Below are 21,903 nucleotides of genomic sequence, written 5' to 3'. Positions count from 1 at the left end.
TCGCACAGCCGCTATTATTTTGTTGCCAGAAAGGGGTTTTTTTTGACATTTTTAACAAAGTGAGGCTTAGTAGCGAAAAATGTTTCAATTTCTTGGTGTTTATTGAAAATTATTTATAATTTTCACTCCTGAAAACTATTTTATTAACTCAAACAATTAACAAATGAAGAAAATTTTACTTATTCTTCTTGTTTTGGCCGTATGCGTGGTTGAATCTGCATTGGCTCAAACCAGGAAAATTACAGGTAAGGTAACTAGTAGTGATGATGGTTTACCCATTATTGGTGCTAGTATCAAAGTCTCTAATTCCACTTTAGGCACTCAATCTGACGCAAACGGAAACTTTTCCATTGACGTTCCTACAGGTGCTTCTAACCTAATTGTTGCTTATGTTGGTTATTCACCGCAAACTATAGCAATCGGTAACCGCACATCGATCAATGTAGTTCTAGTGGGCGATATTCGTCAGATGAACGAAGTTGTTGTGAATGGTTCATACAGTGCAACATCAAGAGAGAGATCTACAAGTGCTACAACAAAAGTTAGTTCTGACAAGATTAACGACGTTCCAATTGGGTCTTTTGATCAAATTTTACAAGGCCGTGTTCCGGGCTTATCTGTTTTAGCAGGTACTGGTCAGCCGGGAGCTGTAGCTAACGTGTACATCCGTGGTCAGACGTCTATTAGCGGTAGCATAACACCTTTATATATCATTGACGGTATACCGGTAGAATCAAGCGTATTTTCAACACTGAATCCCAACGATTTTGAGAGTGTTGACGTTTTGAAAGATGCTGCTGCCACGTCCGTTTATGGATCTAGGGGTGCAAATGGTGTATTGGTTATAACAACCAAAAGGGGTAAAGCTGGCAAAACTCAGTTTACTTATGACGTGCAAGGCGGTTTTTCACAAAGAAGCAGTACAAAGTTTGACATGTTGAGTAGCCAAGAGCAACTTGCATTACAGCGTACGCTTAAGAGTGGTCCAGGCTACACTTTGTCTCCAGATAATACTGCCGATGTTAGGGTAAGTATTGCTGGTGTTACATCAACCTTAACAGCAGCTCAAAAGGCGCGTTTCCTGGATTCTTTGAACAATATCAATACAAAGTGGGATGATTTGTTTTTCCGTACAGGTAGCTTTCAAAGTCATCAGGTGAGTGCTAATGGCGGTAATGAGAATACCAGATTTTATACTGCACTTTCATATTATTCACAAGAAGGTGTTGCCATTAGGTCTAAATTAGATCGTTACAATTTGCGTTTCAACTTGGATCACACAGCTGGTAAATTTAAATTAGGCTTACAATCAGGTATAGGTTGGTCTAAATCTAATTTTATTGAGTCTGAAGGTTCAATAACGTTAGCAAATCCGTTTGCTGCGGCCTATTTAGGTTTACCTTACGAGAATCCTTACGGCGCAAATGGTAATGTAATAACGTCAACATGGACAGGTCAGCCGGCTTCAAGTTTGAACTTTCCATTATTTGATAGCCGTTTAGGTTCGAATGCTTTGTCACGCATTGACAATACTTTTCTTAAAAACAATCAACTTAAAGAAACTATTGGTTTAAACCTTTCATATGAATTCTTTAAAGGATTTTCGGCTAAAACCACGTTGGGTGTAGACTTCCGTGAGACAGTGAATGAATCAGGTGTATATCCTTTAACTTTACAAGGTTCACAAACCACAAATGGTGGCCAAGGTTCATATAGCACTGGTAATTCAAGAAACTTACAGTTAATACAGACATCTGGTTTCCAGTATATCAATACTTTTGGTAAACACGAGGTATTTGGTACTGCATTATTTGAAACGATCAGAAACCGACTGTTATCATTTAACTATACCGGTTATGGTATCAACCCATCATTGCTGAACACACCAGCTGGCATCACGGCAGGTAACAATACCAATAACTTAATTCCTACTGTTGGCGGTGGCAAGACACAAAATGGTATCAATTCGATCATTGGTATATTCAAGGACACTTATAATGATAAGTACACTTTGCAGGTTTCCTATCGTCGTGACGGCTCGTCCCAAGTTCCAGCGATAAACAGGTATCACAGTTTTTATTCAATTAGTGGTAACTGGAATGCCAAAAAAGAAAGCTTCTTAGAAGATGTAAAGTGGATTGATGTTCTACGTTTCCGTGCAAGTTATGGTACCACAGCTACGCCTTTCGGTACAACCGGTACTGCTGGTAACTTTGGCTTCCTGGCTTTGTATGGTACCACTTCTTATGCTGGCACAGCTGGTATTGCTCCAAGCACGCCAGGCAATCCTGCTTACAACTGGGAGTTTACCAAACAAACCAATATTGGCTTTGATTTTAGCTTCCTGAAAAACAGAGTAAGAACCACTGTTGACGTTTATAATAAAGACACCTACAATCTGTTTGTTCAGCAGCAGCTTTCTGCCACTTCAGGTTTTGGTTCTGTGTCAACAAATGCTGGTAAGATGAAAAACAAAGGTATCGAGTTTCAAGTTGAGGGTGATGTTATTAAAAGCAACGACTGGACTGTCTCTTTGTTCTCTAACTTTGCCTACAACAAAAACCGTATTACTGACTTAGGTCAAGTGAATCAGTTTGAATCAGGTACATCTATTATCCGAGTAGGTCTTCCATTAGGATCACACTACATTCCAAAATCGGCTGGTGTTGATCCTCAAACAGGTAACTACCTATATTACAACCGTGATGGTAGCACAACAACTACTTATAACGCTACTACTCAGAGTGTTGCAGAGTTCGGCACTTTTTATGCGCCTTACCAAGGTGGTTTTGGCTTAAATGCTAACTATAAAGGTTTATACTTAACCACGTTATTTAGCTACGCACAACAGTTTGCGCGTTTTAATAACCAATCGTTCTTCTTAAACAACCCTACTAACATACAGTCTTATGGTATGACAAGTGAGGTAAGTACAGTATGGACTGCGCCTGGCCAAATTACCAATATTGGTCGCCCAGGTTCACAAAGACAATTTAATTCGTCTGATGTTCAAGATGCTTCTTTTGTTCGTTTCAGAAACTTGAATTTGAGCTATGCACTTCCAAAAAGTATAGTTCAAAAATTGAAGTACATCTCTGGCATAAGAATATTTGCACAAGCGCAAAACCTTTATACTTGGACAAAGTGGACTGGTTTCGATCCTGAAGACAGCAACAACTTGGCGTCTTTCGAGTACCCAACACCTAGAACTTATACTTTTGGTTTAAGTGTTAACTTATAATAATAACGAAAATGACATATTCAACAAAGTATTTAAAAGCCCTGTTTATAGCAGGTCTTATAACAACTACAGTTGGTTGCAAGAAAAATATTGACTTGTTGCCATCTGATAACATTACTTCAGCAAATGCTTATCTAACCAGTGCTAATATAGAATCTGGTATTGTAGGTGCTTACGCTGCTTTAAGCTACGATAACTCAATTCTTGTTAACTCGGTACTAACTGATGAGGTAAGATCAGCTCTGGACAATGGTCCCCGTAACTTTTATTCAGAACAGAGATGGCAGTTTGATGGAACTTCTGGTAACGCCACAGCAGCTTGGTTTAACTTATATCTAGTTATAGATCGTGTAAATCGTGTTTTAGAGGCCATTGATAACGTTCCAGGTGATAAAGTAACTATTGACAGACAAAAAGGTGAACTGTATGCTCTAAGAGGCTTTTGTCATTTTGAGTTGTTGAGAAATTACGCTGCCAATTACGATGCTACAGCATTGGGTGTGCCTGTAATCACTAAATCTGATGTGCTCGGCCAACCTAAAAGGAATACTTTTGCTGAGGTTGTAGCTGCTGTGAAAACAGACTTAACTGCAGCAAAAGGTTTAATTCCTACTACTTTTACCGATAACACCCGGATGACTCGTTTAGCTGTAAGCGCTACTCAAGCCCGAGTAGCGTTATATGAAAAAAATTGGGATGACGCTATAACTTACTCTTCTGAGGTTATAGCCGCCTCTCCATTAGCTACACGTACACAGTTTCCTTCAATCTGGACTGATGCGTCACAAGCCGAGGTTGTATTCACGATTAAGCGTACAAGCAATACTTCTTATATCGGTTTACTGTATCGTGATACAAATAACGATGTGTTTTATTCACCGTCATTTAAACTTATTGATCTGTTTGATAAAACCAATGACGTAAGGTATAATGCTTACATTAAGCAAGACTTAACACTTCCTGCAACTAGGGAGCAATGGTTGGTTAACAAATATGCTGGTTCAGGTACCAGTAATAAGTTCAACAACACTAAAGTGTTTAGAACAGGTGAAATGTACTTGATTAGGGCGGAAGCTTACGAACAGAAAAATAATCTTACCAGCTCTGCTAGCGATTTAAACACTTTGAGAGCTGCACGTATAACTGGCTATACCAATATTGCTTTTGCAAGTCAGGCAGATGCAGAATCTACGATTTTGACGGAGCGGTTTAAAGAACTGTTTGCTGAAGGCCATCGTTACTTCGATTTGAAAAGAAAAAATCTTCCAATCGTGCGTGACAACAGGGACTTAACAGAACCAACAATTCCTAAAACTCTTAACCCGACAGATAGAAATTACAGGTTGCCAATACCTCAACCAGAGGTGTTCGCTAATCCTAATATCTTACCAAATAACCCGGGTTACTAATTAAGCGTGTTATACAAAAAGGCCTCCATTGTGAGGCCTTTTTTGTTTTCATAAATTGTATATTAGTGAAAATAATGTGTTGATATGATCACAAGAAAAGCTAAATTGTTAATAGCGTTAATGTTCGCTGGCATGTTACAGACTCTAACTGCCCACAGTCAAGTACTTGCGGATGTTTTCGGAAACCCGGTTAAGCCTAACAGTTACGTGGAGGTAGAAGGTTCGCCATACTATTTCAAAGAAGGTTGGCATCCTGCTGTAATAACTTTGAGCGATAAGTCTGTAATAAAAGACGTGGATTTAAAGTTTGATATTGTCGAAGACAAACTATATTTCAAGGCTCAAAATGGAGAAACGATGTCATTTACTAAGCCAGTTAGAGAATTTACGTTTAATGTTGGCAAAGACGTGACTTCTCCGGCGCATTTTAAAAACGGTTACAACGGCATACCTGACTTCTCATTTGATGCTTATTTTGAAGTTTTGGCCGAAGGCAAGGCGCAGTTGTTAAAAAAGGTATTTAAAAAAGTTGCGGAGAACAAAATGTATGGTTCTGCAACAATTACCAAAACTTTTGTCGAAAACGTAAGATACTACATCGTTACATCAACTGCAACTATACAGATAAAAAACGACAAAAAAAGTGTGCTTCTTGCCTTACCAGACAAGAAAGATTTACTTGAAGCATATATTAAAGAGAACAATTTAAATTTAAAGAAAGACACAGATTTGACTAAGCTTATTACCTACTACAATTCAATATGATTACCAGCATATTGTACGCTTTCTTGATCAATTACATTAAGAAAGCTAACTCTATAAGCCGGTACATTTAGTGATAGCTTAATAATACTTTCCGAATATTCATCTTCTTCTCCATTAAAAATCAAAGCCCTGACTTTGATTTTTTTTTGCTTCAACAACTCCAACGAGAGTAACGTATGGTTGATACTACCGAGGTAGTGTTTCACCACCAGAACAACTTCGGCACCAAACTTTTCGATCAGGTCCACAACATAATGCTCATTGTTGAGAGGAACCATTAAGCCACCAGCTCCTTCTATAATTAGCTGATTGGTTGTTTCGGGAAGTTGGAATTTATATATATCAATTACAACACCATCTATGCTTGCAGATTTATGTGGCGAATAAGGTTGGGTTAGCTTGTAGGCTTCAGGGTGGAATTTTGAGATTGTATTTGAAACAAAACTTTGCACCTTCATGGTATCACTATTATTGAGATCGCCTGATTGTACTGGTTTCCAGTAGTCGGCTTTGAGCTTTTCTACTAATATAGCCGAAACTATAGTTTTACCTACATCAGTTCCAATACCGGTTATAAATAAAGGTTTTCTTTCCATGATCAGCGTAATGTCTTAATAGATGCAACTAGTTGTTCGATCTCATCAGTTTTATTGAATGCGTGCAGGCATATTCTTAACCTTTCGGTGCCAGCCGGCACAGTTGGACTTAGAATAGGCCTAACATCTAGCCCGGCTTTTTGGAGCTTGTCTGCAAAAGCTTTTGTCATTTCATTGCCTCCAACTTTTACTGTCTGGATGGCGCTGGTATTAGAAACATAACCGGCTTCAACCATCATCTCAGCGTAAGTTGAAATGTTTTGTTTAAGTTGGGCAATGGTTTTTTGCGATCCTTCCAGCAATTTATATCCTGCCTTTACAGAGGCTAACTGATGGAAAGGAGCAGCCGTTGTGTAGATAAACGACCTGGCAAAGTTAATTAAATAATTGCGCAACACACTAGTGCCTAGTACTACTGCTCCATGAGTGCCTAAAGCTTTTCCAAATGTGACTACACGCGCAAAGACATCATCTTGCAGATTCATTTGGTTAACAAGTCCCTTATCAAAAACGCCGAGAGCGTGTGCCTCATCTACTATTAATGAGGCGTTGTGTGCCTTACATAACGTTACTATGTCTGCTAAAGGCGCTAAGTCGCCATCCATGGAGTAGACGCTTTCTACCACAACATAACATATTCCTTTTGCACTTTTAAGCTTTCCTGCCAAACCTTCAAGATTGTTATGATTGAAGCTATAGCGATTGGCATGGCTTAGCCTGATACCGTCTATTATAGATGCGTGTGCAAGCTCGTCGTGTATTACAGTGTCTCCGCGTTGAGGCAGGCTTGATAATATACCCAAATTGGCATCGTACCCGGAATTGAAAAATAGAGCCGCTTCTGCTTTATGGTAATGCGCTATAGTATTTTCTAAATTTTCTGCATACGCCGTGTTGCCTGCCAATAGGCGTGATCCGGTAGAGCCGTTTAAAACAGGAAGATGTCTTGAAACCTCATCTTCTATCAATTCGGTTAGCTCTTTGGATCTGGCAAAGCCAAGATAATCATTTGAATAAAAATCAATTGCATCGCTTGGTAAGCGTAGCTGCCGCAAACTGTCCGCCAAAGCACGGTCTGCCAACTTATTTTGTATGAATTGATACGGCGTCAATAAATTAAATTTTTGCTAAAATAAAAAAAGCGACTTATTGCCGCTTCTCTATTGTTTTATTTTTGTGTTGGAGGAGGGGTGCCGCCGCCACCGCCTTGGCCGCCGCCCTGACGTTGTCTGTTCATTCTTTCGGCAAGCATTTTATCATAGGCTTCTTTCTGCTCTGTAGTCAAAATAGCCTTAATTTTGGTGTTGTTGGCTTCCATCATTGGTCCCATTGCGGTACGCATAGATTGAAAGTCGCCATTGCTTGCTGTTCTCAGGCTATCCATAGCTTTACGCTGCGTTTGGTAAATAGCCAACACTTTTGCGGTCTGGTCATCTGTAAGCTTCAATTGTGTTTGTAAACTTTTAGCCTGTTCTTCAGGGCTTCTTCCCATTCTGCCGCCACCACCGCCTTGGGCGAAGCTAACTGCACTGATTCCTAAAACGAAGCAGCACACTAATAAGATCTTTTTCATTTTTTTAAGTTTGTTTAGTTTTTGATAAAGATATTCGCTATAGGTTTAAAATCAAGCTTGTAACTTAATTGTTGCTTTGTAAACGGGAGATCGATTTCTGCATCTCGGCCATCATGCTTGTTAAGTTTTCAATGCTCGGTTCCGGTGTTGGTGTAGGGAGTTGAGTGGATAAATAAGCTTTGGCTTTCCAAATTTCCAGTATATCCTCACCGTTAATTTCATAGGGTTCATAAACCGGATTGTCGGAAAGTAATTTTAGTTTCTTATTATCCCGGTATTTGTTACCAACACGTTTATATACTACACCTTCTGTTTTTGAAAGTATCACATAAGTTTCGCCTGCTTTTACATCGGCCCAGTTTTCTACATACTCGCCTATAATAACAGAGCCCGAAGGCAGGGGTAGCATAGAATCGCCTTTTATCTCAAACGCCCTGAAAGTTCCCTGCTTAAACATGGGTAAGTAGAATTTTGGCAGTGCTGCTACGTACTCGGGATCTGCATAACCATTTAGGTAACCGGCGCTTGCTTTAACCGGCACCATTTCTATATTTTCATTGTCTTCCTTGTCAACTGATATACTTAAAATACGAAGATTGGCCGGATTGCCTTTTGGTTTAGGTGCCCATTTTTCGTTAATGGTTTCGTTTATAAAGTCATCAATACTAATTTCAAAATAAGATGCTATTTTTTTTAGTAAATCATATTTAGGATCTGCACGATCTTCTTCATAAGCGCCCACTAATGATCTTTTTATACCTATTTCATCAGCAAACTGCTGTTGTGTAAGGCCTTTCTTCTTTCTGAGAAATTTAATATTTGCTGAAATAATTGACATAAAATTTGGAATTACTAAATTTGTTAGTAAATTTATGCTCATAAAATTAGTAACAATATTTCATTCAGCAAAATTTATTATCAGATGAAGAACTACATTTATATCATCACAGACAGAAATCGTACTAATCTACACGTAGGTCTTTGCTCTGACTTGATGAAGACCTTACAGTTTTATCGTGATATGCCTACTTTGTTTTTTGACAAGGCGCAGCAATTAAACCGTTTGGTATATTTTGAAGAGATAAATAACGAGGAGCAAGCTATGGAACGCTTTAAATTCATGAGTACTTTCACCCGCGCCCAAAAAGAAAAACTAATAAGGTTAGTTAATGCCGATTGGATAGATCTTACCGTTGGTTTGAAATTGGAAAGCAATATGAGAAAGCGCCCTTACTTAAGACCATCTTTAGGTACTGCCAAGCGCCCTATTGCTTTTTAACGAATTTTAGAGCACCAGAGTTCATGCAGTATCTTTTGCCACCGCGGTCTTCCGGACCATCATCAAAAACATGACCTAGGTGTAGGCCTGTGCTTTTTTCAACCACTTCTAACCGGGTCATGCCGTAGCTGTTGTCTTCTATAATAGCTACTTTGCCCTGACTTACGGGTTTGGTAAAGCTCGGCCATCCGGTACCGCTTTCGAACTTATCGTCTGATGAAAATAAGACATCGCCGGTTGCAGCACTTACATATACACCCTTTTCATGGTTGTTATAGTAAGCATTATGAAACGGCGCTTCAGTGCCTTTTTCAACCATTATATGGTATTGATTGGTATTTAAAAGTTTCTTCCATTCAGCCGGTGCTTTGCTTTTAGCACCTTTAGGTTGACTATTTTGACCCGCAGAATTTTCACAACCAAACGTGGCTGCCGTTGCAGTAATTAACAAAGCTATTATCAACTTTCTCATACTACAATAAACGAGACTGCCATTGCTTTAGTTTTTAGTGTAAGCACTACAGCGCTTTATCCTTCGGAATTAACACTTGGGTGACTAAGTGCATAGTGCCGTTGCTTTGTTCTATATTAAAACGACTAACCACGCTCTGGCCTCCGGTTTCATCATAGAGTACAATATTTCGGTTGCTGTCTATTTTGGCCGTAATCTTACTTCCCGAAAGTGTAAGAAGTGTTGCTTCCCCTTTTCCGTCTTTTATTTGTTTAGCTAATTCTTTAGCATCATATCTGCCAGAAATGATATGATAACTTAATAGGTTAATAAGTTCGTACTTGTGGTTGGGCTTAACCAGTGTATCCAGCTTTTTACCCAAACGTAAACGAAATGCACTATCGGTAGGAGCAAAAACTGTTAGCGGCCCGCGGCTTTTCAGCGTTCCCATCATGCTTGCCGCCCTTACTGCGGTTAAAAAAAGCGTGTGATTTTTAGATTGGGTTAAGTTCTCAACAAAGTCCATAGCCGAATTCATGGGCGTGCCATTTACAATGTTAATTTTTCCAGAACGGGTTTGTGACCGAACAGAGTCTTGATAAGACGAGCCACGAGCGGGCGTATTTTGTGCTTTAACAACTAATGTACCGGCAAGCAAGCAAATTATAGCTAGAACGTTTTTCATATACATCAAATATAACTACTTAACTTAACAGGTGTTTGTATAGAACAAAAAAAGCGGCCCTGGGCCGCTTTTTATTTAAGATTATAGTGCTTACCAACCTGGTGTGAAATTCAGGCCGAATACGGGTTTTTTAACATCGGTACGGTTAAACGGAAATGCGTAATAAGGCTCCAATATAAGCGCACCAAATAGATTTACCCTTAACGATACACCAGCACTAAGCGCCGGTACACGTTGGTTGCTGTTGTATACAGCAGTGGTGGTTGTATTACCTTTGCCATCGTTTACTACTTGGTAGCCTAGTAAGTCCGGGCTTTTTTGAAATTTAATTTGGTTGCCCTTATTCCAGGCCAAACCCGCATCAAAAAACAAATTCAATTCGCTAAACAAGAACTTTGATTTAATAGCCGAAAGCTTTTCCGGACCTGTAAAAGGTAGCCGGATTTCGAAATTTGCCACAGCCACACGTGAACCCGACAATTGATCGATAGTAAATCCATTAGTCGACACCTGGTTGCCGCTGCCATAAAAAGTTTGACTTTCGTAACCGCGTATTAAAAACGGATAGCCGATGTAATAGGGGTATAGTCCGGTATCTTCGCCAAAACGACCAAAGGTGTTAAACCTGGCTGCAAGCGTAACCGGTTTTATACGGACATACTTGCGGAGGTCTACAGTGGGCGAAAAGAACCGGTATGAACCAAAATCATACTCAGCTTGTATACGGTAACGAAAACCGCTCAGTGGTGATGCTATACCAAAATAAGAATTATCGCCTATTAAAGCTGTGCTTACCTGCATAAGGCTAATGGGCCTTAATATGCCTACATTGTTATAAGGGTCATTGTTGTAGGTATCATTAGAGATACGGTTACGCTGAAAATCTATATAACTACCGGTTGATGCATCATAATATGTACTATAACGGGTAACCATATAAGAGTTGCGCGAAAAGCCGCCGCCAAACTCGGCACGGGTTGTTTTAGAGAAGGGGTAAGAAGTAAACAGCGAAACCTGATCTTGAAAAATGCGGATAATATCATAGCGCTCTTCAACAGCAGGTATACTTTTGTCACCAATTGAGTAGGTGCTCGGTACTACATTGTAAGTAGCCAGTTGGTACGGAATATGTGATAAACCACCACCAAAGTTCCAGCGACCTTGTTGTTTAATATAAAAAACCTGTGCGCCAAAATCGTAAATCTCACCATTAACTGATGCACCGGCATAGATTTGGTTACGGCCTAAAATGTCGCTAAAAACACCTTGTATACCGCTTGATAAGCCCGCACCGTAACTGCCGGCACCAATACCAACACCTACGCCAACACCGCTGCTTGCCAGGTAATCCAACTTAAACTGCGGGCGGTAGGCAATGTTTTGAATGGAATCGGCAGGTATGCGCTGGTATGAAAGGAAGTTGTTGAGATTGGAGTTAATCAAATCAACACCTACAGCTTTAGGCGGCGGCAAAAGTGCAGCATCAAAATTGGTTTCTGAGCCTGCTACAGTTTTGGTTTTAAATTCCGAGGCCTTTGCGTTATACAACGCATACTTTTGCGAACGATAGTACGAGTACACCACATCATCATGAGCCGAAACACTTAAGGCAGGAGAAAATTCTGTAATACCCGATATACCTGTAAATAGTTCCGTCATTTGATCAACACTGCCATTGGCTGTGTTATACGCATATAGGTTGCGGAACCCATCACGGTTAGATAAGAAGAAGATTTTGGAACCGTCGGCTGAATATTGCGGGTTCATATTGTTAGCACCGTCGAACACTTTGATATTGGTTACCTTACGGGTAGCCAGGTCAATTTCGGCCAGGTTAAAGCTTATTGTGTGCGCCGTAGTTGCATCATAAGTGGTGCGGTCGCTCGTGAATACGATCTTTCTTCCATCACGCGAAAAGTTTGGCTGATAATCTGAATACTTGTCATCAGTGAGTTGAGTAACTTCTTTGGTGGTGAAGTTATACATATACAAATCGCTATTGCCATTTGATAGCGCCTGAAACGCAACCAGGTTACCATCAGGCGACCATGTTAAGTTGCCAAATTGCTCGGCCTTACCCATAGCAATATTACTTACTACTTTGCCGCTAGGAACTGATACAACGAGCATCCGGTTGCGCCCGCCGCTAAATATACTGAATGCAAATTTCTTGCTATCCGGCGACCATGCTCCAGCCGATTCGATAAAATTAAATTCATCAATGTGCGTGTTAGATGTTTTACTCGTGAGCCGTCGCAATATCTTCCCGGTCTTAGCATCCGCCAGGAATAGATCTATAGAAAACAGGTCTTTCTCAGAAAGGAATGCAAGGTACTTTCCATCCGGACTAACGGCTGGCGCCACATTCATCTCTCCGGCGTTTTTATTGTCAATTAAGCGCTTACCGGTAGGTACCTGTGAGGTATCTTTAAGATAAGGCTTGTACATGTTAACAATAGAGTTCTTCCATAGGTTAGAGAGCGTCTTATCGTCGTACCCAAACGTACGCCTTATGCCATACTCAAGGCCAAAACGTGCCGTATTTTTAAAAAACGGTACAATAATGGTATCGCCATAGGTTGAACCCAGGTAAGACCAAAACGCCTCGCCATAGCGATAAGGGAAATATTTTCCGCTTTCTGTCAAATCCCGAATACTTGGAATGTCTTTGTTCAGGTAAGCATCGCGCATCCACATAGCTGTATATGCGTCCCGTTTTCCGAGCGAAAGGTATTCGGCCATACCTTCAATCATCCATAATGGGAGGTTGTTGATATTGCCTAAGCCTGTAGTGTCATTTCCTAAAAGCAGATGATATTGAAAAGCATGCACCAACTCGTGTCCCAGTACGTGCCGGGTTGTTTGGTTAGTTTCCATAATTGGCATTACCACCCGGTTCTTTAAACCTTCTGTAACACCACCTGTACCTACGCTAATATCGCCGTCAATAGCTGTAGTTTGCTGAAAATCGGGGTGATTAGCATATAATATAATGGGGTTGGGGCGCTTAAAAGTATCGCGAAATACCTGCTGATGCAGGGTGTACCACAGCTCGCTCTCCTGCGCAAAGCGCTTCAGCAAGCTGTCGTTCTTCATGTAATAGTAAATCTCAAAGTGAGGAGTTTTATAGACCTTAAATTTCAGGTTTTTATAGCGCACCTTATTTTGACCAAAATATTGTGCCTGCGCCGTGTTGTTTAAAAAACATGCACTGATGAGAATAACAAGCAGAATAAAGAATCGTTGCGCTTTACTTTTTTTACTAAAGTAAAATTTACTCATATAAGTGTTTATAACTGTTGACGTTAAAAATATTAATTTACGTTTATAAAGCGTAATTACTTCTTATTTTATTGCTGACCGGTAGTGTCTGGCGGTAATGTTAAAGCGCTGTCAGACGGAGCGGATAAGCTATCGCTAACAGACGATGTATCTCTCGAAATCCTCGGAGATTCGCACATGTATGGCTTTGTTATTTTCACCCATGGTTTAGGGAAGGGGCCGTATGTGTAACCCGATTTTGGGTCTGCATATACTTTTTCCATAAAGGTGCCGAATATTGGCAATGCCGTGTGCGAGCCTTCGCCACTTGCCGATGTATTGAAGTGCACGCTACGGTCATCAGCGCCTACCCAAACACCTGTTACAAGGTCTTTGGTAATGCCCATGTACCATCCGTCCACATAGTCTGATGAGGTACCGGTTTTACCGCCAATCTGGTTGCTGGCCTTTTTCCATAAAATAGGATATTCCCATAAAGCTTGTGATGTACCGCCTGGCTCTTCCATGCCTCCGCGGAACATGTAAAGCATCAACCATGCAGTTTCTTCGCTTAAAACTTTAGTTGTCTTCAACTCAAATTCGGCCAGCACTGCATCATTATGATCGGTAATTTTAGTAACCAGTAATGGTTCAATTTTTTCACCTTTGTTCAGAAAAGTGCTGTATGCTCTTACCATCTCATACACCGAAACATCATTAGACCCCAATGATACTGATGGCACTGGTTTAAGCGGGCTTTCTATACCACATTTGTGAGCATATTCAACTACTTTGTCCCATCCAACTTTTTCTGTTAATTGTGCAGTTATAGAGTTAACTGATTTACCCATAGCCCAACGCAATGACATTTCTCGGTAAGAGAAGTTAAAGTCAGCATTATTAGGAGACCATACTTCCTGTTTGCCGTCTTCATTGTAAGTAATCGATACTGGTTTGTCGGTAAACTTATCACAAGGGGTGTAGCCGTTGTCAATAGCGGTCAAGTAAGCAAATGGCTTAAAGGTAGAGCCCGCCTGCCGTTTTGCCTGGTTCACGTGGTCGTATTTAAAATATTTATGATCTATACCACCAACCCAAACCTTAATTTTTCCCGTTGTGGGCTCAATAGTCATCATGCCGGTATTGAGCATTTTTGCGTAATACTTAATAGAATCCACACTAGAAAAAGTTGTGTCTTTTTCACCGTTCCAGGTAAACACTTTCATACGTTTGGGTACGTTAAAGTAATCCTGAATTTTAACAGTATCGCCTTTGTACTTCTTGTCCAGTAGGTCATAAATGGGCAGGCGTTGCTCCGCTTTCAGCACAAAATCTACTATTTCATTACCTTTCGAGTCCCGCCAGGGGTTCTTACCCCGCCAAATGTTATTGAATCGCTTTTGCAGCATTTTCATTTTTTCGGCAACAGCCTCTTCGGCGTATTGTTGTAAGCGCGAATCAATGGTGGTGTATATTTTCAGGCCGTCTTCGTATAAATCATAATCATTTTTGGTAAGCCACTTGTCCAGCCATTTTTCAACAGCCCGGCGCAGGTAGGAGTCTCCCTGGCCTTCATCTTCCACATGGCTCAGGTCCAAACCAATGGGCTGCCTTATGCTTGCATCATATTCGGGCTTTTTTAAATAGCCGTATTTTTGCATCTGCCCCAAGACAATATTACGGCGTTCTAAAGATTTTTCAGGATTGCGAATAGGATTGTAAGTTGATGTTGCCTTTAGCATGCCAATCAGCGTTGCGGCTTCGGCAGCCGTAACTTCATCCGGATTTTTGTTAAAATACTTTAATGTTGCAGTTTTAATGCCGAAGGAATTGTTACCAAACGGTACCGTATTAAAATAAAGTGTAAGTATCTGCTGTTTGTTGTAAATGTGTTCTATCTTAAATGCGGTTAGCCACTCCTTAAACTTGTATACAACCGTACGCACTATAGGGATGTGCCTGATAAAGCCTTGTGCCTTGCGCTTACGGGTTTGAAAAAGATTTTTTGCAAGTTGCTGTGTAATGGTACTTCCGCCGCGCTTGTCGCCTTTAGCTGTGGATAGCACGCTGGTAAAAAAGCTATAATAATCAACACCGTGATGCTTAAAAAAGCGGACATCCTCCGTCGCAACAAGTGCATTAATCAAGTTTGGCGACAGGTTACTGTATTCAATCGGCGAACGATTCTCTTTGTAAAAACGCGCCAATAACTTACCATCAGCTGTGAAAACTTCTGATGATACGGATAAAATAGGATTCTTGATGTCCTTTGTATCTGGCGAGTAGCCAAAGAGGCCAAACAGGTTTAATTCAATAGAACAAAAGAATATAATTACGAAGTATATAAAAATAACGAGGTAACGCAGAATAGGATTGCGGATACGTTTAAACATTGGCTATAGTTGTAAGTTATATAGTTAACTTTTAACGACTGACAAATACCATTAACGTATAAAAGTCAGCTAAATTTTAAGTTAATACCGTGCAAATCTATTTTATCTATGCAAAATATAACTAACAATTTTAAAATAACTGGAAATCAAAAAGTTTCGCTCAAAGATTTCGACACATCTTTCAGCGCCGGTTACAGAAAAGACGATGCCGACGATGTATTGGCCGATTTAGTGAAACAAACATCCGAACTGCAAAACAAGCTGTATGCCGATAACAAATTTAATCTTTTGATCATTTTTCAGGCGATGGACGCTGCAGGTAAGGACAGCGCAATCAAACATACCATGTCGGGCGTTAATCCGCAGGGGTGCCAGGTTTACAGCTTTAAGCAACCCAGCTCGGAAGACTATGAACATGACTTTTTATGGCGACATTACAAAGCATTGCCAGAGCGGGGGCGCATCGGCATACATAACCGCTCACATTATGAAAATGTGCTGGTTACCCGTGTCCATCCCCAGTATATAATGAATGAAAATTTACCTGGCATAAGTAGTCCGGATGACATCCCTAAGGATTTTTGGGAGCAGCGTTATGAAAGTATTCGGTCATTTGAAAAGCACTTAACTCGAAACGGTACTGTCATTATTAAATTTTTTCTGCATATATCAAAAGAAGAGCAAAAAGAACGCTTTTTAAAACGGATTGATGACGAAAGCAAGAACTGGAAGTTTTCGGCCGGTGATTTAGAAGAACGTAAGCGCTGGGACGATTACATGGAGGCTTACGAAGATGCTATAAATGCCACGGCTACGCACGATGCACCCTGGTACATCATTCCGGCCGATAAAAAGTGGTTTTCGAGAATTGCCATATCCACCATCATTGTGGATACGTTGAGTAAATTAAAAATGGAATACCCTGTTTTGCCTGAAGGCGAATCAAATAACCTGGACGATATTAAGAAGCGGCTTGAAAAGGAATAACGGGAGAAACAGGAAGCCATCCTGTGCTAATTAGGATGGCTTCTTCATGTAATATCATTGCCTTAGCATCTGCCAATATTATTCAACTACGATTTCATCAGCAAAGATGTAAGACGGGCTTCCTTTGCTTTCGTGCCATATGGGCAGTGTACCGTATTGTTTAGCAACAACTTTAATATACCGCGCCTTGCCGGCAAGGGCAGTAGTAAAAATTTGGGTTTGCGGCGTTAGGCTATCAACCCCTATACTGGAGGTTACGGTGCCGGCAGGCTTATAGTTCTTCCCATCTTCTGATGTAAAGTATTGTACCAACTTAGGAAATATAATCCAGGCGCCGGTATCTTGAAGTGTACCCAAGCTAACTTGTTTTACAGGTTTAATTTGCCCCAGATCAATAATAGCTTCCAGGTCTGTGCCCTGGAAACCCTGCCAGTTACCAAGTCGCCAGTTGCTGTTGCCTTTTATACCGTCAATTAAAGTTTCGTCGCCAGCGGCAGCGTAGTTAGGAAGGTATTTGTTTAACAAGCTGATCTTCGCGTTGCCCTTTAGCAAATTAAATGTGCCAGTATTTACAAAGCTTGTCTTTCCATTTTTTATGGCAATTGCTTTAATCGTGGTAGTGGCCGATATATTGATTGGATTGACATACACGTTAGATTTGATGCTTGGAACGGAGCCATCTAATGTATAGTAAATCTTAGCCTCAGGGTCTGCACAATTCATTGCCACCGTCATGGTTTGCCTGAACGAGCGGGATGGCACTATAAACGCCGGGTTGGGCACAATCAGTGAGTCGGTAATTTGTAACACGGGCTTCTCCAGTTCCTGCAGAAAAAGCTGGTTGGGCAAACGACCAGTGAAAATCTCAAACTCGCCACCATCAGCTATGTCCTTATAATCTAGGTAAAGTTTACTGTAAGGCTTTTTGTTAAGGTTCATACCCTGTAAGTAAGTATTGCTCAAGCTAACCGATGTACCTGAATTCAGCACGGTGAGCTTCTTGCCATTTTCCAGGTTAACAACAGCTTTTTCAAATTGTGGTAAGCCAATCATAAACTGCTGCTGGCCGGGTGCTACGTTATATAAGCCAAGTGAACTCATTACGTACCAGGCTGACATTTGGCCGCAGTCTTCATTGCCAGACAGGCCGTCGGGTTTATTACTGTATTGGGTATTTAAAATTTGATTCAAACGTACCTGCGTTTTTTCAGGATTGGTGGTGAAATTATAAAGGTAAGCCATATGGTGGCTTGGCTCGTTACCATGTGCGTACTGACCAATCAAGCCGGTAATATCAGATTGCTGGCGCCCGCTTAATGTCTCTGTCGTTGTAAATAATTCATCAAGCTTGGCTTCAAGCTTTTCTTTGCCGCCCATGCTTTTGGCTAAGCCGTCTATATCCTGCGGAACAAAGAAACTGTACTGCCATGAGTTACCCTCAGTAAAGTGACTATTTACGTCTGTAGGTTTAAAGGGGATAAACCAGCTGCCGTTGGTTCTGGCTTGCATAAAGCCGTTTTGGTTGTTGTACACGTTTTTCCAGTACTGCGCTCTTTTTATAAAAGTGGCGTAATCCTGCGGCTTGTTAAGCATTTTGGCCATTTGGGCTACGCACCAGTCATCATAAGCATATTCTAATGTTTTTGAGACTGACTCATTTTCCGTATCACTCAAAACCAAGCCGTTGTTGCGGTAAGAATCGAGTCCGAGCTTATCTCTGTTTGTTGCGGCTTTCATAGCTTCAAATGCTTTTTCTGCGTCAAAGTCGCGTATGCCTTTGCTGTATGCGTCAACAATTACCGGTATGGCATGGTTGCCAATCATGCAGTAAGTTTCATTTGATGCTAGTGGCCATATAGGTAACAATCCACCTTGCTCATACATCGCTAAAAATGTCTTGATAAAATCGAGGGTGCGCTTTTTGTCAATTAGTGTAAGAAGCGGATGCTCTGCCCGGAAGGTATCCCACAGCGAAAAAACGGTATAATAATTAAAGCCCTGAGCTGTGTGGATCTTATTGTCGAGCCCGCGATACTGGCCATCAACATCGTTGTAAATGTTAGGCGCAATCATGCTATGGTAAAGTGCGGTATAAAAAATGGTCTGCTTTACCTTCGCTTGGTCAACAACCACAGGCCGGCGTTGAGGCTGTTGAGCGTAAGGGCCATATCCATAACTCTGATTGTGCTGGGTTTGCGGCACCGGAGGTGCGCCTCCTTCTACTTCAATCTTTGCCAGTTCGTTTATCCAGGCAGTTTTGGCTTGTTTTTGTACTTGTTTAAAGTCAAAATCTTTTATTTCGGCGTCGAGATTCTTTAAAGCGCCCTCAGAACTTACGGCCGATATGCCTACTTTAACCAGTACCTCTTTAGGGTCGTCAAACTGCACATACATTTTAATGTTGGTGCCTTCAAGTCTTAGTTTACCTTGTTGCAACACGTCGTTAGCGGCAAGGCCATAGGTTTTAAATGGCTTGGAGAACTTAGCATGAAAATAAATGTATTGATTTTGGGCCCACGACTGCGATTGTCGAAATCCTCTGATTTCATGGTCGTTTACCACTTCAATCCACGAGTTTAATACCTTGTCCCGATGCTTCAGATCTATAATGATATTGGCTTGGTTAGTAGAAGGGTAGGTGTACTTATGTAATCCTGCTCTTGTAGTTGCTGTCAGCTCCACTTCTACCTTGTATTTATCTAAAATAGTTTTGTAGTATCCTGGGGATGCCTCCTCGTTAGCTTTTTTAAATCCAGATTTGTATGCTGTGTTTTGCAACTTTGGGAGACCTGTGGTAGGCATAAACAAAATGTCGCAATAGTCGGCTATGCCTGTACCACTTAAGTGAGTATGCGAAAAGCCGTACACGGTGCTGTCAGTGTAATGATAACCCGAACAGCCGTCCCATCCCTCAAGCCGCGTATCAGGACTCAGTTGAACCATGCCAAATGGCACTGTGGCACCAGGAAAGGTATGGCCATGGCCGCCTGTACCTATAAACGGATTTACGAGTGGAGTATAATCTTTCTTCTTTTTTTGAGCAGATGCACCGAACGCAAAAAAAGTAAGTAATAAACAAGTTGTTAAAAAAGCTTGTACTTGTTTAGTATATCTCATGAATTTAGGATTTGTTTATCTAAAGAAGTTAACAGAAAGGAGGCGTTTTAGTGTGTTATACAGAAGATAAGCATGTGAAGTTAAACGTCCAGATGAAAGCTATCAGCATCTTTTAAAAAAGGCATAGCGCGGCGTGCTTTCTCTAACTCTTCAGCGTTAATGGTAAAGGTGTATACATCTTCTTCGTCGCGCTTATAGTATACTACGTTTCCGTTGGGGTCTATACAGGTCGAGTCGCCTGAGTGGTAAACCTCATTACCATCATGTCCTACACGATTTACGCCTATTACATAGGATTGATTTTCAACCGCCCGTGCAGGGATGAGCGTACGCCAGTGTAAAGAGCGGCGCTCCGGCCAGTTAGCTACAATTAATAAAAGGTCATAAGTATCACCAACATTGCGCAACCATACAGGGAAGCGAAGGTCGTAACAAATAGCCGGGCAAATTTTCCATCCCTTATGTTCAACAATCAGTTTTTTGGTGCCGGCTGTATAGGTTTGGTGTTCTTTTCCCAGCGCAAATAAATGGCGTTTATCGTAACATTCATAGGTGCCGTCAGCCCTCATCCAAATAAGGCGGTTGTAAAATTTATCTTCGTCGGCTATAATTAAGCTCCCGGTAACGACGCACTCATATTTTTTTGCAGTAGCCTGCATCCACTGCATTGTTTTGCCATTCATGGGTTCGGCCAATTTTTCAGCGTTCATTGTAAAACCTGTGTTGAACATTTCGGGCAAAATGATCAGGTCTGTGTTCGTACGCATGCCCGATAAACGCAAGGATATATTCTGAAGGTTTTTATCAACGTTTTCCCAGAAAAGGTAGCCTTGATACGTGGTGATTTTTAAATTGTCCATCAGGAATGGCTTATAAGTTGGTTAATAACAGCAGGTTATAGCCTGCAAGTAACAAAAAATATTACAACTTCATTAATCTTTCAACGGCTTTATCTAAAGTTTCTTGTCTTTTAGCAAAACAAAAGCGTAACACATGATGATCTGTGCCCTTTGTATAAAATGCCGAAACAGGGATTGAAGCCACCCCGAGCTCCCTTGCTATATTTATGGCAAATTCGGTGTCTTTAACATCACTGAAATGCTTGTAGGAAACTGACTGAAAATAAGAGCCCGAACAAGGCAGCAATTCAAATCGGGTTTGGGCTAAACCCTGTCTGAAGGTATCTCGCTTTTGCTGAAAAAAGCCAGCAAGGCCCATGTAGCTGTTTTCGTTTTTTAAGTACTGGGCAATAGCTGCCTGCATGGGTGTGTTTGCGCTAAATACAATGTATTGATGTATCTTTCTAAATTCATGCATAAGCTCAGCTGGGGCAAGACAGTAACCCAGTTTCCAACCGGTAGTGTGAAATAACTTTCCAAAAGATGCTACAATAAAGCTCCGTTGCCTGAGCTCAGGGTATCGGGCCATGCTATGATGCTCTTCGCCGTCAAAAATTAAATGCTCGTAAACCTCATCGCTCAAAATTAAAATATCACGATTGCGTACGATGGTGCTCAGCTCATCAATATCCTCTTTGCGTAAAATAGTTGCGGTTGGGTTATGCGGCGAATTTAAGATGATCATACGCGTTCGGTTGCTAACCAATCGCTTCACCATATCCCATGCAATCCGGTAATCGGGCGGCTCCAGTTCTAACGATTTTACAGTACCGCCCATCAGCTTTATAGCCGGAGCATAGCAATCATAAGCGGGCTCAAATACAATTACCTCATCATTAGGATGTATAGACGCACATATTGCAGTAAAGACAGCCTGCGTGCCACCCGATGTGATAGTAACTTCAGACTCAGGATGATAAACTGCGCCGTACAGCTTTTCGGTTTTATAAGCTACCTGCTCACGTAACTGCTGCAAACCAGCCATAGGTGCGTATTGGTTATAGCCATTTTGCATAGCTTGGCTAACCAGGCTTACCAGTTCAGGGTCGCAATCATAGTCGGGAAACCCCTGCGACAAATTGATAGCCCCAACCTCATTTGCCAGGGCAGACATTGTAGTGAAAATAGTAGTTCCGGTTTGTGGAAGTTTAGAAACAGGTATCATTAAGGGCTAAAATAGTTAAACGTGGGTAAAATTGAGCTTCTTTATAAAGATATTAAGCCATCTGCTTTACAATTGTTTACTT

16 protein-coding genes are annotated in these 21,903 nt (G+C 41.0%); 5 read left to right on the top strand and 11 right to left on the bottom strand.

Annotated features, from left to right (window positions below):
- Positions 1-163: 163 nt before the first annotated feature.
- From ABDD94_RS12480 to ABDD94_RS12470, 3 genes are all read left to right on the top strand, one after another.
- On the top strand, positions 164-3,241 hold the full coding sequence (locus ABDD94_RS12480) for a SusC/RagA family TonB-linked outer membrane protein (protein ID WP_345952525.1): 3,078 nt from the start codon (positions 164-166) through the stop codon (positions 3,239-3,241).
- Positions 3,242-3,252: 11 nt separating this feature from the next.
- Positions 3,253-4,650 carry a RagB/SusD family nutrient uptake outer membrane protein gene (locus ABDD94_RS12475; RefSeq protein ID WP_345952524.1) on the top strand — a complete coding sequence of 466 codons (1,398 nt, stop codon included), beginning with the start codon at positions 3,253-3,255 and terminating at the stop codon, positions 4,648-4,650.
- Between the two features lie 84 nt (positions 4,651-4,734).
- A complete protein-coding gene (locus ABDD94_RS12470) occupies positions 4,735-5,415 on the top strand; it encodes a hypothetical protein (protein WP_345952523.1) in 681 nt (226 codons plus the stop codon).
- Here ABDD94_RS12470 and bioD read toward each other — a convergent pair.
- The 4 genes from bioD to ABDD94_RS12450 form a co-directional block, all read right to left on the bottom strand.
- Positions 5,400-6,011: a dethiobiotin synthase gene (gene bioD, locus ABDD94_RS12465; protein ID WP_345952522.1), complete on the bottom strand. Its 612-nt coding sequence runs from the start codon at positions 6,009-6,011 to the stop codon at positions 5,400-5,402. The genes ABDD94_RS12470 and bioD overlap by 16 nt on opposite strands.
- Positions 6,012-6,013: 2 nt before the next feature.
- Positions 6,014-7,093 carry an 8-amino-7-oxononanoate synthase gene (locus ABDD94_RS12460; RefSeq protein ID WP_345952521.1) on the bottom strand — a complete coding sequence of 360 codons (1,080 nt, stop codon included), beginning with the start codon at positions 7,091-7,093 and terminating at the stop codon, positions 6,014-6,016.
- A gap of 86 nt (positions 7,094-7,179) precedes the next feature.
- A complete protein-coding gene (locus tag ABDD94_RS12455) occupies positions 7,180-7,584 on the bottom strand; it encodes a hypothetical protein (RefSeq protein WP_345952520.1) in 405 nt (134 codons plus the stop codon).
- A gap of 64 nt (positions 7,585-7,648) precedes the next feature.
- The gene (locus tag ABDD94_RS12450; RefSeq protein ID WP_345952519.1) at positions 7,649-8,422 is read right to left on the bottom strand and encodes a LexA family transcriptional regulator; all 774 of its coding nucleotides are present in this window, start codon (positions 8,420-8,422) and stop codon (positions 7,649-7,651) included.
- An 84-nt stretch (positions 8,423-8,506) separates the two neighbouring features.
- Between ABDD94_RS12450 and ABDD94_RS12445 the strand changes: the two genes are divergently transcribed.
- Positions 8,507-8,863: a GIY-YIG nuclease family protein gene (locus ABDD94_RS12445; protein ID WP_345951765.1), complete on the top strand. Its 357-nt coding sequence runs from the start codon at positions 8,507-8,509 to the stop codon at positions 8,861-8,863.
- Here ABDD94_RS12445 and msrB read toward each other — a convergent pair.
- The 4 genes from msrB to ABDD94_RS12425 form a co-directional block, all read right to left on the bottom strand.
- Positions 8,850-9,335, bottom strand: a complete 486-nt coding sequence (gene msrB / locus ABDD94_RS12440; protein WP_345952518.1) for a peptide-methionine (R)-S-oxide reductase MsrB — start codon at positions 9,333-9,335, stop codon at positions 8,850-8,852. The genes ABDD94_RS12445 and msrB overlap by 14 nt on opposite strands.
- Before the next feature lie 46 nt (positions 9,336-9,381).
- Complete coding sequence (locus tag ABDD94_RS12435) at positions 9,382-9,999, bottom strand: fasciclin domain-containing protein (RefSeq protein ID WP_345952517.1); 618 nt, start codon at positions 9,997-9,999, stop codon at positions 9,382-9,384.
- Between the two features lie 90 nt (positions 10,000-10,089).
- Positions 10,090-13,281, bottom strand: a complete 3,192-nt coding sequence (locus tag ABDD94_RS12430) for a basic secretory protein-like protein (protein ID WP_345951768.1) — start codon at positions 13,279-13,281, stop codon at positions 10,090-10,092.
- A gap of 68 nt (positions 13,282-13,349) precedes the next feature.
- Entirely contained in the window at positions 13,350-15,653 is a 2,304-nt protein-coding gene (locus tag ABDD94_RS12425) for a transglycosylase domain-containing protein (RefSeq protein WP_345952516.1), read from the bottom strand.
- A 108-nt stretch (positions 15,654-15,761) separates the two neighbouring features.
- On the opposite strand from ABDD94_RS12425, the gene ABDD94_RS12420 reads away from it, so the two are divergent.
- Positions 15,762-16,640, top strand: coding sequence for a polyphosphate kinase 2 family protein (locus tag ABDD94_RS12420; RefSeq protein WP_345952515.1), 879 nt, complete (start codon positions 15,762-15,764; stop codon positions 16,638-16,640).
- Positions 16,641-16,718: 78 nt separating this feature from the next.
- On the opposite strand, the gene ABDD94_RS12415 is transcribed toward ABDD94_RS12420, so the two are convergent.
- The 3 genes from ABDD94_RS12415 to ABDD94_RS12405 form a co-directional block, all read right to left on the bottom strand.
- A complete protein-coding gene (locus tag ABDD94_RS12415) occupies positions 16,719-19,757 on the bottom strand; it encodes a GH92 family glycosyl hydrolase (protein WP_345952514.1) in 3,039 nt (1,012 codons plus the stop codon).
- 80 nt (positions 19,758-19,837) lie between these two features.
- Entirely contained in the window at positions 19,838-20,617 is a 780-nt protein-coding gene (locus ABDD94_RS12410; protein WP_345952513.1) for an amidohydrolase, read from the bottom strand.
- Positions 20,618-20,678: 61 nt separating this feature from the next.
- A complete protein-coding gene (locus ABDD94_RS12405) occupies positions 20,679-21,821 on the bottom strand; it encodes a methionine aminotransferase (RefSeq protein ID WP_345952512.1) in 1,143 nt (380 codons plus the stop codon).
- Positions 21,822-21,903 lie beyond the last annotated feature (82 nt).

The organism is Mucilaginibacter sp. PAMB04168 (assembly GCF_039634365.2).
Classification (GTDB): Bacteria; Bacteroidota; Bacteroidia; order Sphingobacteriales; family Sphingobacteriaceae; genus Mucilaginibacter.
The sequence above is the reverse complement of the archived record's forward strand: the minus strand, read 5'-3'. Positions and strand labels throughout refer to the sequence as shown.